Here is a 13,961-nt window from a genome sequence, read left to right on the forward strand (position 1 = left end):
GCTTGCTCTGCCCGTTTAAACATTGAAGCGGAAATTCAGCACGTCACCATCCTTGACGACATAGTCCTTGCCTTCCTGCCGCAACTTGCCCGCATCGCGCGCGCCCGCTTCGCCGGCCAGCGCGATGTAATCGTCATAGGCGATGGTTTCGGCGCGGATGAAGCCGCGTTCGAAATCGGAATGGATTTCGCCCGCCGCCTGCGGTGCACGCGCGCCCTTGTGCACGGTCCAGGCGCGGGTTTCCTTGGGGCCGACGGTGAAGAATGTGATCAGGTGCAATAGTTCGTAGCCCGCGCGGATCACGCGGTTGAGCCCGGTTTCGTGCAGGCCCATTTCCGCCAGAAAGGCCAGCCGTTCGTCGCCGTCCATGCCGACCAGATCGGATTCGATCGCCGCCGACACGATCACCGCTTCGGCGCCTTCGGCCCTGGCCTTTTCGAACACGCGCGCCGAAAACGCGTTGCCGTCGGCCGCGCTGTCTTCTTCGACATTGCAGACATAAAGCACCGGCTTGGCGGTCAGCAATTGCGCCTGCTTGAACACGCGCAGCTCTTCTTCGTCTTTCGGCTCGGTCAGGCGCGCGGGCTTGCCCTCGCGCAGCAGATCGAGCGCCTGGCCGAGCACGGACGCCATCAGCTTGGCCTCCTTGTCGCCGCTGCTGGCCTTTTTCTGCGCGGCGGGCACGCGCTTTTCCAGGCTTTCCAGATCGGCCAGCATCAGCTCGGTCTCGACCGTTTCGGCATCCGAAATCGGATCGACCTTGTTGTCGACATGCTGGATGTCGTCGTTTTCAAAGCAGCGCAGCACATGCACGATGGCATCGACTTCGCGAATGTTGCCCAGGAACTGGTTGCCCAGCCCTTCGCCCTTTGACGCACCGCGCACCAGGCCGGCAATATCGACAAAGCCGAGCTGCGTGGGGATGATCTTCTGGCTGCCCGCGATGGCGGCCAGCTTGTCCAGCCGGGGATCGGGCACGCCGACATTGCCGACATTGGGCTCGATCGTGCAGAACGGATAATTGGCCGCCTGCGCCGCCTGCGTTTCGGTCAGGGCGTTGAACAGCGTCGATTTGCCGACGTTGGGCAGGCCCACGATGCCGCAACGAAAACCCATGTGCGTGTCACTTTCCTGATCGGGTGCCGAGGATGGTCCGGCAATTTGACTTTCCCGGCGCGATGGTATCCCTTTGCCCCGAGGTCAAGGGGGGAGACGTCGCAATGGCATATCTCAGGGCGTTGATTGCACTGTTCGCGCTTGTGCTGGCAATCCCCGCCATGGCCGCACCGGTGCTGGCACGTCACGTCACGGTGATCACGCTGTCGACGATGCTGGCCGATCAGGGCATTGGCGAATGGGGCTATGCCGCGCTGGTCGAGGTGGACGGGCATCGCGTGCTGTTCGACACTGGTGCGCATGCCGACGTGGTGCTCCGCAACGCGGCCGATCTGCATATCGACCTGTCGACAGTCGAAGACGTGGTGATCACCCATTTTCACGACGATCACACCGGCGGCCTGCTCGCGCTGCGCAAGGCGATGATGGCCAAAAACCCTGCGGCGCTGTCGCGCCTGCATGTCGGGGCGGGGATCATGGCCGACCGGTTCGACGCCCGCGGGCATCTCGACAACGGTTTTCCCGCGCTGGCGCGCGCCTATGTGGCGACAGGTGCGACGCTGATCGAACATGGCGCGCCGGTGATGCTGGTGCCGGGCCTGTGGCTGACCGGGCCGGTGCCGCGCCACCACGATGAAACCAATTTCGATACCGCAGAATTCGTACACACCACCACCGGCGCGGTTGTCGATCCGGTGGCGGAGGATTCCTCGCTGGTGATCGCCACCGCCGATGGCCCGATCATCGTTACCGGTTGCGGCCATGCCGGGATCATGAACATTGCCGACGCGGCCCAGGCGATCACCGGTGATGCGCGGCTGTTGGCGGTAATCGGCGGGCTGCACTTGTTTGCCAAGCCCGATGCGGTGCTGGTGGCAACGGCGGCGCGGCTCAAGGGTCTGCGCTATCTGCTGGCAGGCCATTGCACCGGCATCGAGGCGACGTGGCGGTTGCGCGGTCTGCTTGGGCTCGATCGGCACACGGCCGTGGTCGAGGCGGTGGGGTCGCGGTTCGTCTGGGGCGAGGCGCATCCGGGTATCGTCGCGGGGGACATTGCGGGCTGATTTACCGAACCTTCAACGCTTGCTGGCATAGACCGGCGGCGATGAGACGAATTCTTGCGATGATGGCCTCGATGGCCCTGGCCGCGTGCAGCCATGTCGACCCGGCCGCGCGGTTGGCCGAAGCCAAGGCGGCGTTTGCCGCCGAAGATTACGATCATGCGCGCATCGCGGTGCTCGCCGCGCTCGAAGTGCAGGGCGACAACCGCGAGATGCTGTTGCTGCTGGCGCGCGCCGAACTGGCGCTGGGTGATGGCGAAGGCGCCGCGCGCACGCTGGCACGCCTGTCCGACGGCGGGATGCATGGGTCGGACTGGAACGAATTGAGCGCGCAGGCCGCGCTGTTGCGGGGCCAGAGCGATGCAATGGCACGGTTGCTTGGCGCCGACCAGGGCCCGGTGGCATGGCGGTTGCGTGGCGAAGCGGCGCAAGCGGCGGGCGATATGGTGGCGGCGCGCGCCGATTTTCAGCGCGGCACGGCTGCCGGGGCCGATTTCCGGCTGGCGTGGGACTATGGGCGGATGCTGATCGATGCCGACGACATCGACGGCGCAGACCGGGCCCTGGCGGTGATGCGCCAGGCCGGGCCCGACCGGCTCGATACGTTGATGACGGCCGGGCTGATCGCCGAGCGTCGCGGGCAAATGGACCGCGCCATGCAGGCCTATGCCGGGGCCGCCAATCGCTATGCGACGCGTCCCGAACCATTGCTGGCGATGGCCGACCTGGCCGACCGCTATGGCGATCTGGCGCATGCGGCAGGCTATGCCGCGCAAGCCGCCGCGCGCGCGCCCGATGTGCCGGCGGTGGTGTCGATGACCGTGCGCATCGCCGATGAACAGGGCCAATGGGATAAAGTGCGCGCGCTGATGGCGCCGCACGAGGCCGCGCTGGATCTGCATGGGCCCGATGCGCTGGCCTATGCCGACGCGCTGCGCCATCTGGGCCGCACCGAGGCGGCGCGCGCGATCGCACAACAGGCGCTGTCGCTCAGCCCCCAAAATCCGAAAATCCGCCTGCTGCTGGCGCAATGCGACATCGATCTGGGTGATGGGGCAGGGGCGTTGCGCACCATTCGCCCGCTGGCCGACAGCGTGCTGGCGGGCAAGCCAGAGCTTGATCTGGCCATCCGCGCCGCGACATTGGCCCGCGATGGCGCCCTGGCGGGCTATGTCGCGCGCCGCAATGCGCCGCAACTGGCCACCATCAATGCCGCCTCGATGGCTGCGATGGCGGCCATGGCGCGCCGCGACTGGGCCGCCGCGCTGACACTTTGGCGCACGATTCCCGGCGCCGAAGGCGATGCCGAGGTGCAGAAGCTGATGGCGCTGACGGCCAGTCGGCTGGGGCAGGGCGATGCCGCGATCGGCTATGCCGACCGTGCGCTGGCGCTTGATTCAACCAATCCTGATATGCTGCATATGGCGGGGGTGGTGCGTCTCAATGCCGGGCGCGATCCCGAAACATCGCGATCCTTGTTGCACCAGGCGCTCGAACGCGACCCGACCAACCACCTGTTTCGCGCCGATTACGCGCGGGCGGGTGGCTGATCGGCAGATTGCCGGTTCAGCCCCGGCGCCGGCGGGTGAGCGCCATGCCGACAAAGCCCAGCCCCATCATGCCAAGCATGCCCGGTTCTGCCACCGCCATACCGCCGGATGTCGAACCACCGGACGTCGACGATGTGGTCGAGCCGCCCGACGTCGATGAGCTGCCCGAGGTCGATGATGTGGTGGAACTGGTAGTGGATGAAGATGACGAGCTGGAGCCACCCGTGCTTGACCACCCACCCGAACTGGTGGTGCCGATCGGGGTGATCGGGCCCGACCCGCCGCTGGACGAGGATGAACCGCCTGAGCTGGACCATCGACCATTTCCGGCCACGGCAGGGGTGGCGGCAAGCATGCCGATCAGGACGACGGTAGCGGTCGCAATGGGCTTCACTGGACTTCCCCTGGTATGGTTGCCCGAAACGGCCGGGTCACACGATTGTTTGGTTAATACCTGAATAAGCATAAACCATGCCAGGCAAGGAAGTCCGCGGTTTTTGGTGGTCAAGGCCTGTCGTCTCGGGCCTGCGATGTAAGGTATGCCGACATGGCCGCGTTAATCTTCTGTGCGACCCGGCCATCGCCGACAGCCAGGTCGCATGGCAGGATCAGCGGCGGCGACGGCGCGTCATGGCCATGCCGACAAAGCCCAGCCCCATCATGCCGAGCATGCCCGGTTCGGGTACGGTGGTGCCACCAGACGACGATGTGGTGCTGCCGCCAGAGGTGGACGATGTGCTGGCGCCGCCCGAGGTGCTGCTCGACGTGTTGCCGCCGGACGTCGAGGAGGTTGTGTTGCCGCCCGAAGTCGAGCTGCCGCCCGAAGTGCTGCCACCTGAAGTGCTGCCACCCGACGTTGACGAGGTGGTGCTGCCGCCCGAGGTCGAACTGGTCGACGTGCCGCCGCTGCTGCTCGATGTCGAAGAAGAGGTCGACGAGCTCGACGACGACGAGCTGCCGCCATAGCACGATGGTGCCTTGGGCGGAGCAGGGGTCCAGGGCGCCGGGGTAATGATCGGGGGCTTTGGCGCGATCGGGGTAGGCAGGACAGGAATGGGCAGGATGCCGGTAACGCAGCAGGCCAGCGCTGCCGAGGCGGTAAGCCCGCCGATGATCACGGTGGTGGCCGATGCAATGCGTTTCATGGTCGCTTCCTCACTGAATGGGCTCGATCGTGCCGAAGTGTCTGTCTGGTTAAAGACAAACATTGCACAGGCCGTGCCAAATGAGGAAATACGACAGTTTCAATGGTTAACGATACTCTCGCAGTCGCCAAAGCGTAATCAATTTCGACTCATGCAGTTTAACCAAAATTGATTTTTACTTTAAAAACGTACTTAATGCCCTGGGCGTGGTTTCAACCCTGCTGGATCAAGGCCACGTCGTTCATGAACCGCGTGTCGTCGCCGCGTGCCAGCCATTCGGCACCGCGCGCGATCGCGCCCAGCATGGTCACCAGATCGTCGCCTTCGGCCTTGGCATAGTTGCCCAGCACATGGCCGGTGACGCGATCCTTGTGCCCGGGATGGCCGATGCCGATCCGCACGCGGCGGAAATCGGGGCCGCAATGCTGGTCGATCGATCGCAGGCCGTTGTGCCCCGCCGTGCCGCCACCGGTTTTGACTTTCACCTTGAACGGCGCAAGGTCGAGCTCGTCGTGGAACACCGTCAGCGTATCGGGCGCCAGCTTGAAGAATCGCAGCGCTTCGCCCACCGCGCGTCCGCTTTCGTTCATGAATGTGGCCGGTTTCAGCAGGATCACGCGTTCGCTGCCGATCCGCCCCTCCTGCACCCAGCCCTGAAACTTTTTCTGGACCGGGCCAAACCGATGCACTTCGGCAATCGTGTCGAGCGCCACGAACCCGACATTGTGCCGGTTGAGCGCATATTGCGGGCCCGGATTGCCCAGGCCGACCCAGACTTGCATGGCGAACCGAACTCCTTGGGGATGGGGCGCCCATAGACCCGGCGCGCAAAAAAAGAACCCCCGTCTCGCGGCGAGACGGGGGTTCCGGTGATCTGCAGCAGGACCGATCAGCCCTTGGCAGCGTCGCCTTCGCTCGACTTCAGCGCCGAAGGGGCAACGATCGTGGCGATCGTGGCATCTGCTTCGTGGGTGACCACTTTGCAGCCCTGGGGCAGCACGATGTCGTGCATGTGGATCGACGCGCCGACATCGAGACCGGTCAGATCGACGGTGATGTCATCGGGGATCGCTTCGGGAATGGCGATCAGTTCGAGCTCGTGCGCAACGATGTTGAGCACGCCGCCCTTCTTGATGCCCGGCGAATCGGCTTCGTTGACGAACAGCACGGGCACTTTGACGTGCACCGCGTGGGTCGCAGAAACGCGCAGGAAATCGACGTGTTCCGGCCGGTCGGTCACCGCATGGAACGCAACATCCTTGGGCAGGGTGCGCACGACGGTGTCGCCGACAGTCAGTTCGACGATCGAATTGAAGAAGTGGCCCGTCGAAAGCGCCTTGCGGAGCGCCTTTTCTTCGAGATGGACGGCCAGCGGGGTCTGATTGTCGCCATAAACCACGGCGGGGGTGCGGCCGGCACGACGCAGCACGCGGGAGGCTCCCTTGCCTACCTTTTCGCGCGGTTCGGCCGACAGATGCAGCGTTTCGCTCATTTGTCTGATCCTTAGATGAAGATATACACGTGTTTCCCGCCACGCCTCCAGGGATGACCATAACGGGAAGCGGCGGCCCTTAGCGGTTCCGGCGAAAAATGCAAGGATCAGGTGACCGGCGTCACGGTCCAGCCTCTGGCGCGCAGCAGCGCCGGCAGGCCGTCGGGCCCGGCCACGTGCGCCGCGCCCACCGCGATGAACGGATGCGCGCCGCCATGCAACAACGTGTCGATCTGTCCGGCCCAGGCGCGGTTGCGCGTGGTCAGCAGCGCCGCGTGGAGCACGGGATCGGCCAGAAAATCGCTGGTCGCCTCGCGTGCCAGGCCTTGCACATCGCCGTTCAGCCATTTTGCCAGCAGATCGGCATCGTCATTGCGCGGATCGGTCGCCTCGCGCGCGACACTGGCCAGCAGCACGGTCTGTGCGTGCGGGGGCAGCGCATCGAACACCGCAAACTGGCTGTCGATCGTTTCCAGCCCGGACACCTGCTTGCCCGTCATTGCCTGCCGCAACTGGGGCTCGACCCCGTCTTGCGCATCGGCGCCGGCCTTCTGGCTGGCCAGCGCGGACATCTGCAAGGCGACCGCCCAGCTTTCCTCGTTGGCAAACCGCGCATCGTCGAGCCCCAACCGGCGATAGGCGGCGATCAGCGCGGCGCGCCCGGCGCCATCGAGCCGCTGGCTCGGCGGGGGAAGGCCGGGGGTATAGGCCAGCCGCGCCAGCGCCTTGCCCGCGATGGCCGGATCGATCGGTTCGCCGATTTCCATCACCAGCCGGTCCGCCCGCGCCATCGCCGCATCGATCGCCGGGCGCCGCCAGGATGTGCCGGGCGGCAGGGCGTGGATCGTGCCCAGGATCCACCCGCATGCCGTGCCATCGCGGCTGATCTGCCATAGTGCGACATGCGATGCGGGTACCGGCGCGCGCTGGCAGGCGGCGGCCAGTACGATCAGCAAACCCGCGATCCAGCGGCGCATCATTGCACCCGTTCGACGGCAATCCCCGCCTTGGCCAGATCGTCCTGCACGCTGCCGGGACCGGCCAGATGCCCCGCGCCGACGGCCATGAACACCGTGCCCGGTCGTTGCAGACGCGCGGTGATCCATGCCGCAAACCGCCGATTGCGCTGGGTGATCAGGCGGTCGATCAGCACCGGATCGTCCTTGGCGTCATCCTCGATCATCAGCCGCGCCAGCGCCTCGGCATCGCCTTTGCCCCAGGCGGCGATCATTGCGTCGATCTGGCTGTCGATCGTGTCGAAATCGGTGATCACGCTCTTGAGGTAGCTCAGTTGCGAGGCCTGCGGCAGGCCGTCGAGGATGGCCAGTTGTTCGTCGGGCGTCTCGATGCCCACGCGCGGCACCTTGCGCGCGGCCTCCCGCGTGAACAGCCCGGCCTCGACCCCCTGTTTCGGGTCGAACCCTTTGTGCATCAGCGGCAGCGCCGACAGCATGACCGCGGCAAACCACGGCTTGCGATCGTCGATCATTTCGGGCTTCAGGCCAAAACGGGCGAACCGTTCGGCCAGCGCCTTGCGTTCGTCGGGCGCGATCAGCGCCGACAGATGCTCGCCCGCCGGCAGCGCCGAATGCGCCACCAGCGCGGCGCGCGATCCGCTGCCGTCGGGATCGTCGATTTCGGTGGCGATTTCATCGGCGCTGTCGGCGGCCTGTGCGATCGGGCCATCGAGCCATGGCGTGCCGGGGGGCAGCATGTGGATGGTGCCGAACAGCCAGATCGTGGTGTGATCGCGCGTCACTTTCCACAGTGCGGGGTGCAGCGGTGCGGGGTCGGCCTGCGCCAGCGCGGGGGCCAGCAGCAGCAGCCAGGACAGGCGGCGGAGAAAGGGGATACGCATCATGCACCGGAATGGCGCAGCCGCGCGTCGGCGGCAAGCCCCGCCAATCGTGCCAAGCGTGCGCAAAGCGTACCCGCCCCGGTTGATTTGCCGGGGCCAATGGGCCAAAGGCGCGCGCATGGCCGATACTTTGCAGACAGCCCCCAGCTTTCAGGACATGATCCTGCGTCTTCACGCCTATTGGAGCGCGCAAGGCTGTCTGATCCTGCAACCGTATGACATGCGCGTGGGTGCGGGCACGTTCCACACCGCCACCACGCTGCGCTCACTCGGGCCGGAATCGTGGAATGCCGCCTATGTGCAGCCCAGCCGTCGGCCCACCGATGGCCGCTATGGCGAAAATCCCAACCGGTTGCAGCACTATTACCAGTATCAGGTGATCATGAAGCCGAGCCCGGCGGATTTTCAGGCGCTCTATCTGGGCAGCCTGTTTGCGATCGGCATCGATCCGCTGCTGCACGATATCCGCTTTGTCGAGGATGACTGGGAATCGCCCACGCTCGGCGCCTGGGGGCTGGGCTGGGAAGTGTGGTGCGACGGCATGGAAGTCAGCCAGTTCACCTATTTTCAGCAGATGGGCGGGTTTGATTGCAAGCCGGTGGCGGGCGAGCTGACCTATGGGCTCGAACGGCTGGCGATGTATATCCAGGGTGTCGACAGCATCTACGACTTGCGCTTCAACGATGCGGGCGTGCGCTATGGCGACGTGTTCCTGGAAAACGAACGCCAGATGTCGAAATGGAACTTCGAAGTCGCCGACACCGATACGCTGTTCCGGGGCTTTGCCGCCGCAGAGGCCGAATGCCGCGCCGCGATCGAGGCCGAAGTGCCGATTGCCGCCTATGAACAGGCGATCGAGGCCAGCCATCTGTTCAACCTGTTGCAGGCGCGCGGGGTGATTTCGGTGCAGGAACGCGCCAGCTACATGGGCCGCGTGCGCGATCTCGCGCGCGGATCGTGCGAGGCCTATATGGCAAAGTTCAAGGACGACTGGGCCGCCAAATTTCCGGGGTGGAGCGCATGAGCGCCGATTTTCTGCTCGAACTGCGCAGCGAAGAGATCCCCGCGCGGATGCAGGCGGGCGCACGCGCCGATCTGGAACGCCTGTTCCGCAAGGAACTGGTTGCCGCCGGGATCACCCCCGGCGCGATCACCGTATGGTCCACGCCGCGACGGCTGGCGCTGATCGCGCGCGCGATGCCGCTGGCCACGCAAGCGGTGCACGAAGAGGTGAAAGGCCCGCGCACCAGTGCCCCGGCGCAGGCGCTCGAAGGGTTTCTGCGCAAGACCGGGCTGTCGGCAGAGCAATTGACCGAGCGCGACGGGGTATGGTTTGCCGTGCTGGAAAAGCCCGGCCGCGCCACCGCCGAGGTGCTGGCGGCGGCGATTCCGGCGATCATCCGCGCATTTCCCTGGCCCAAGACACAGCGCTGGGGCGCGCAATCGCTGTCGAGCGAATCCTTGCGCTGGGTGCGTCCGCTGTCGGGGATCGTGGCGCTGCTGGGCGGCGAGGTCGTGCCGATCGATGTGGGCGGGATCGTTTCGGGCCGCGAAACGCTGGGCCATCGCTTCATGCATCAGGGCGTGGTCACCATTGATGGCGCCGATGACTATGCCGACAAGCTGCGCGCCGCGCATGTGATCGTCGATCATGCCACGCGTGAAGCCATCGTGCGCGACGGCGCGCAACGCGCCGCAGCCGATGCGGGCCTCGTGCTGGTGGAAGACGAAGGTCTGGTGATCGAGAACGCCGGACTGACCGAATGGCCAGTGCCGCTGCTGGGACGTTTCGACCCGGAATTCCTGGCCGTCCCGCCCGAAGTCATCCAGTTGACCGCCCGCGTCAACCAGAAGTATTTCATCTGCCGCGATCAAGCTGGCGCATTGGCCAACGCGTTCATCTGCACCGCCAACATTGTCGCCAGCGATGGCGGCGCGGCGATCATCGCAGGGAACCGCAAAGTCCTGGCCGCCCGCCTGTCCGATGCGCGGTTCTTTTGGGACCAGGACCAAAAGACGCCGCTGGCCGAACAGGCCAAAAAGCTGGCGCGGATCACCTTTCACGAAAAGCTGGGCAGCCTGGCCGACAAAGTCGCGCGCGTGGCGGACCTTGCCGAGGCGCTGTGCGCGGTCATCCCTGGTGCCGACCCGGTGCAGGCGCGGCTGGCGGCAGATCTGTGCAAGGCCGATCTGGTCACCGAAATGGTTGGTGAATTCCCCGAATTGCAGGGGCTTATGGGCGGCTATTACGCCCGCGCCGAAGGTCTGCCCGATGCCGTGGCCGATGCCATCCGCGACCATTACAAGCCAGTCGGTCAGGGTGACGATGTGCCCACCGCGCCGGTTTCGGTGGCGGTGGCGCTGGCCGACAAGCTCGACACTTTGCGCGGCTTTTTCGCGATCGATGAAAAGCCGACCGGTTCGAAAGATCCGTTTGCGCTGCGCCGCGCGGCGCTGGGCGTCATTCGCCTGATCACCGACAATGGTTTGCGGCTGGCTGTGGCCGAAGGCGATTTGCTGGCCTTTTTCGCCGACCGACTGAAAGTGCAGCAGCGTGAGGCGGGCGTGCGGCACGATCTGATCGATGCGGTGTTTGCGCTGGGCGGCGAGGATGATCTGGTGCGCCTGCTGGCGCGGGTCCATGCGCTCCAGGCGTTTGTCGGTACCGATGATGGCAAGAACCTGATCGCGGGCTACAAGCGCGCGGCCAATATCCTGAAAAAGGAAACCTGGGAGGCACAGGCGCACGCCTATACCCCCGAACCCGCCGAAGCGGCGCTGGCAAACGCGCTGGCCGAGGCTGGGCCAAAGGTCGATCTTGCGCTGGCGGACGAGGCGTTTACGCAGGCGATGGCCGCGCTGGCCAGCTTGCGCGCGCCGATCGATGCCTTTTTTGAAACCGTCACTGTCAACGATGCAGATGGGCAAAAGCGCGCCAGCCGTCTCGGCTTGCTTGACCAGTTTCGTGCTGCAGTGCACAAGGTCGCCGACTTTTCCCGTATCGAAGGTTAGGCGTCCGGTCCCGACCGGGCGTCGCATGAGCGTAACCGAGGAGCCTTCTCGATCATGAGTGCATACGTATTCCATTTCGGCGGTGGGGCCCAGTCAGACAATCCCCGGTCGCGTGACAAGACCATTACCGGTGGCAAGGGCGCCAACCTGGCGGAAATGGCCAGCATCGGCCTGCCGGTGCCGCCGGGCTTCACCATCAGCACCGAAGTGTGCACGCAATACAACGGCGCGGGCAAGACTTTCGACGCCGATCTGCGCGATGCGGTGGCACGCGGGATTGCCCATATCGAGGCCGCGACGGGCCGCACATTCGGCGATGCGGGGACCCCGCTGCTGGTTTCGGTGCGGTCGGGCGCGCGCGTGTCGATGCCGGGCATGATGGACACCGTGCTCAACCTCGGGCTCAACGATGTCACCGTCGCGGGGCTGGCCGCAGGGTCGGGCGATGCGCGCTTTGCGTGGGATTCCTATCGCCGGTTCATCCAGATGTATTCCGACGTGGTGCTTGGGCTCGACCATCACCGGTTCGAGGATGCGCTGGAAATCGCCAAGGAAGACAATGGGTTCTACGCCGATGTGGAGATGCAGGCCGAACATTGGCAGGCGCTCGTCAAGCAGTACAACGCGATTGTCGAGGAAGAGCTGGGCCGTCCGTTCCCGCAGGATGTGCACGAACAGTTGTGGGGCGCGATTGCCGCCGTGTTCGACAGTTGGGAAAGCGACCGCGCCAAAGTCTATCGCCGGTTGAACGACATTCCCGCCGACTGGGGCACCGCCGTCAATGTGCAGGCGATGGTGTTCGGCAACATGGGCGACACCTCGGCCACCGGCGTGGCGTTCACCCGCGATCCGGCCACCGGTACCAAGGCCTATTACGGCGAATGGCTGGTCAATGCGCAAGGCGAGGACGTGGTCGCGGGTATCCGCACCCCGCAATACCTGACCAAAGCCTCACGCGAGGCGGCAGGCGCCAAGCCGCAATCGATGGAAGAAGCGATGCCCGGCGCCTATGGCGAACTGGCGGCGGTCTTTGAATTGCTCGAAAAGCATTACAAGGACATGCAGGATATCGAATTCACCGTCGAGCGCGGCAAGCTGTGGATGCTGCAGACCCGGTCGGGCAAGCGCACCGCCAAGGCCGCGCTGAAAATGGCGGTCGACATGGTCCACGAAGGGCTGATCGATGAAAAGACCGCGATCCGCCGGATCGATCCGATGGCGCTCGATCAGTTGCTGCACCCCACGCTCGATCCCAAGGCGCCGCGCGATGTGCTGACCCGCGGGCTGCCCGCGTCGCCGGGCGCGGCGTCGGGTACGGTGGTGTTCGATGCCGATACCGCCGAAAAGCGTGCCGAACGCGGCGAAGCGGTGATCCTGGTGCGCGTCGAGACCAGCCCCGAAGACATCCACGGCATGCATGCCGCGCGCGGCGTGCTGACCGCGCGGGGCGGCATGACCAGCCACGCCGCGGTGGTGGCGCGCGGCATGGGTCGTCCCTGTGTATCGGGCGCCTCGGCGTTGTCGATCGACATGGCCAGCCGCGTGGCGCGCATTGGCAATCGCGAACTGCGCGAAGGTGATGTGATCACGCTCGATGGATCGAACGGCGAAGTCATGGCCGGTGAAGTGCGCACGGTCGAACCCGAATTGGTCGGTGATTTCGCGGTGTTGATGGCCTGGGCCGACAGCCATCGCCGCATGAAAGTGCGCGCCAATGCCGAAACGCCGAACGATTGCCTGGTCGCGCGGCAGTTCGGTGCCGAAGGGGTGGGGCTGTGCCGTACCGAACACATGTTCTTCGACGCCGGGCGCATCCTGTCGGTGCGCGAGATGATCCTGGCCGAAAGCGAGGCGGGCCGCCGCTCTGCGCTGGCCAAGCTGTTGCCCGAACAGCGTGCCGATTTCACTGGCATCTTTGAAGTGATGGCCGGGCTGCCGGTGACCATCCGCCTGCTCGACCCGCCGCTGCACGAATTCCTGCCGCAGGGCGATGCCGAATTTGCCGAACTGGCCGAAGTGACCGGGCTGGGGGTCGACCATCTGCGCCGCCGCGCCGATGAATTGCATGAATTCAACCCGATGCTCGGCCATCGCGGGTGCCGTCTGGGGATCACGTTCCCCGAAATCTATGAAATGCAGGCGCGCGCGATTTTCGAGGCCGCGCTCGATGTCGTGGCCAAGACGGGCGATGCGGTGGTGCCCGAGATCATGATTCCGCTGGTTGCCACGCGCAAGGAACTGGAAATCCTGCGTGCACTGGTCGACCGGGTGGCGGCAGACGTGTTTGCCGAACGCGGATCGACGCTCGACTATCTGGTCGGCACGATGATCGAACTGCCGCGCGCGGCGCTGATGGCGCACGAGATCGCGCAGGAAGGCAAGTTCTTCTCGTTTGGCACCAACGACCTGACGCAGACCACGCTGGGGGTCAGTCGCGACGATGCCGCGCGGTTCCTCAATCCCTATGTGGAAAAGGGCATCTATCCGCGCGATCCGTTCGTCAGCCTGGATATCGAAGGGGTCGGCCAACTGGTCGAACTGGCCGCCGAACGCGGCCGCCAGACCCGCCCCGATATCAAGCTGGGGATTTGTGGCGAACATGGCGGCGATCCCGCCTCGATCGCGTTCTGCGAAAAAGTGGGGCTCGATTATGTTTCGGCCAGCCCCTACCGCGTGCCGATTGCGCGGCTGGCCGCAGCGCAAGCCGCTCTCGGCTAAATCCTTCCC

Annotated in this window: 13 protein-coding genes; 7 read left to right on the plus strand and 6 right to left on the minus strand. The window is 65.2% G+C overall.

What is annotated here, in order from left to right; genetic code table 11:
* Positions 1 to 15 precede the first annotated feature (15 nt).
* Positions 16 to 1,116 carry a redox-regulated ATPase YchF gene (ychF, locus tag AQZ49_RS09920; RefSeq protein WP_067615127.1) on the minus strand — a complete coding sequence of 367 codons (1,101 nt, stop codon included), beginning with the start codon at positions 1,114 to 1,116 and terminating at the stop codon, positions 16 to 18.
* 104 nt (positions 1,117 to 1,220) lie between these two features.
* Here ychF and AQZ49_RS09925 point away from each other — a divergent pair, with 104 nt between their 5' ends.
* From AQZ49_RS09925 to AQZ49_RS22555, 3 genes are all read left to right on the plus strand, one after another.
* Positions 1,221 to 2,180 carry an MBL fold metallo-hydrolase gene (locus AQZ49_RS09925; protein ID WP_067615128.1) on the plus strand — a complete coding sequence of 320 codons (960 nt, stop codon included), beginning with the start codon at positions 1,221 to 1,223 and terminating at the stop codon, positions 2,178 to 2,180.
* 41 nt (positions 2,181 to 2,221) lie between these two features.
* On the plus strand, positions 2,222 to 3,727 hold the full coding sequence (locus AQZ49_RS09930) for a tetratricopeptide repeat protein (protein WP_067615129.1): 1,506 nt from the start codon (positions 2,222 to 2,224) through the stop codon (positions 3,725 to 3,727).
* A 77-nt stretch (positions 3,728 to 3,804) separates the two neighbouring features.
* On the plus strand, positions 3,805 to 4,185 hold the full coding sequence (locus AQZ49_RS22555) for a hypothetical protein (RefSeq protein WP_231739166.1): 381 nt from the start codon (positions 3,805 to 3,807) through the stop codon (positions 4,183 to 4,185).
* Between the two features lie 150 nt (positions 4,186 to 4,335).
* Here the strand turns inward: AQZ49_RS22555 and AQZ49_RS22990 are convergent, their stop codons facing one another.
* Positions 4,336 to 4,872: a PEP-CTERM sorting domain-containing protein gene (locus AQZ49_RS22990; RefSeq protein ID WP_156428237.1), complete on the minus strand. Its 537-nt coding sequence runs from the start codon at positions 4,870 to 4,872 to the stop codon at positions 4,336 to 4,338.
* Here AQZ49_RS22990 and AQZ49_RS22805 point away from each other — a divergent pair.
* A complete protein-coding gene (locus tag AQZ49_RS22805; protein WP_231739194.1) occupies positions 4,790 to 5,044 on the plus strand; it encodes a hypothetical protein in 255 nt (84 codons plus the stop codon). The two genes, AQZ49_RS22990 and AQZ49_RS22805, sit on opposite strands and share 83 nt — an antisense overlap.
* 40 nt (positions 5,045 to 5,084) lie before the next feature.
* Here the strand turns inward: AQZ49_RS22805 and pth are convergent, their stop codons facing one another.
* The 4 genes from pth to AQZ49_RS09965 form a co-directional block, all read right to left on the minus strand.
* A complete protein-coding gene (gene pth, locus AQZ49_RS09950) occupies positions 5,085 to 5,654 on the minus strand; it encodes an aminoacyl-tRNA hydrolase (RefSeq protein WP_067615133.1) in 570 nt (189 codons plus the stop codon).
* Between the two features lie 107 nt (positions 5,655 to 5,761).
* Entirely contained in the window at positions 5,762 to 6,364 is a 603-nt protein-coding gene (locus AQZ49_RS09955; RefSeq protein WP_067615134.1) for a 50S ribosomal protein L25/general stress protein Ctc, read from the minus strand.
* A gap of 107 nt (positions 6,365 to 6,471) precedes the next feature.
* Positions 6,472 to 7,341, minus strand: a complete 870-nt coding sequence (locus tag AQZ49_RS09960; RefSeq protein WP_231739167.1) for a TraB/GumN family protein — start codon at positions 7,339 to 7,341, stop codon at positions 6,472 to 6,474.
* Positions 7,341 to 8,225, minus strand: a complete 885-nt coding sequence (locus AQZ49_RS09965) for a TraB/GumN family protein (RefSeq protein ID WP_231739168.1) — start codon at positions 8,223 to 8,225, stop codon at positions 7,341 to 7,343. Before AQZ49_RS09965 ends, AQZ49_RS09960 begins: the two co-directional genes overlap by 1 nt.
* Before the next feature lie 115 nt (positions 8,226 to 8,340).
* Between AQZ49_RS09965 and AQZ49_RS09970 the strand changes: the two genes are divergently transcribed.
* Genes AQZ49_RS09970 through ppdK form a run of 3 tightly spaced genes read left to right on the plus strand, consistent with a single transcriptional unit; the run spans position 8,341 to position 13,952 of the window.
* On the plus strand, positions 8,341 to 9,246 hold the full coding sequence (locus AQZ49_RS09970) for a glycine--tRNA ligase subunit alpha (RefSeq protein ID WP_067615136.1): 906 nt from the start codon (positions 8,341 to 8,343) through the stop codon (positions 9,244 to 9,246).
* The gene (gene glyS, locus AQZ49_RS09975; RefSeq protein ID WP_067615137.1) at positions 9,243 to 11,234 is read left to right on the plus strand and encodes a glycine--tRNA ligase subunit beta; all 1,992 of its coding nucleotides are present in this window, start codon (positions 9,243 to 9,245) and stop codon (positions 11,232 to 11,234) included. The genes AQZ49_RS09970 and glyS overlap by 4 nt, the downstream gene beginning before the upstream one ends.
* 54 nt (positions 11,235 to 11,288) lie before the next feature.
* Positions 11,289 to 13,952 carry a pyruvate, phosphate dikinase gene (ppdK, locus tag AQZ49_RS09980; protein ID WP_067615138.1) on the plus strand — a complete coding sequence of 888 codons (2,664 nt, stop codon included), beginning with the start codon at positions 11,289 to 11,291 and terminating at the stop codon, positions 13,950 to 13,952.
* Positions 13,953 to 13,961: the final 9 nt, after the last annotated feature.

The organism is Novosphingobium sp. FSW06-99, from assembly GCF_001519065.1.
Taxonomy (GTDB): Bacteria; Pseudomonadota; Alphaproteobacteria; order Sphingomonadales; family Sphingomonadaceae; genus Novosphingobium.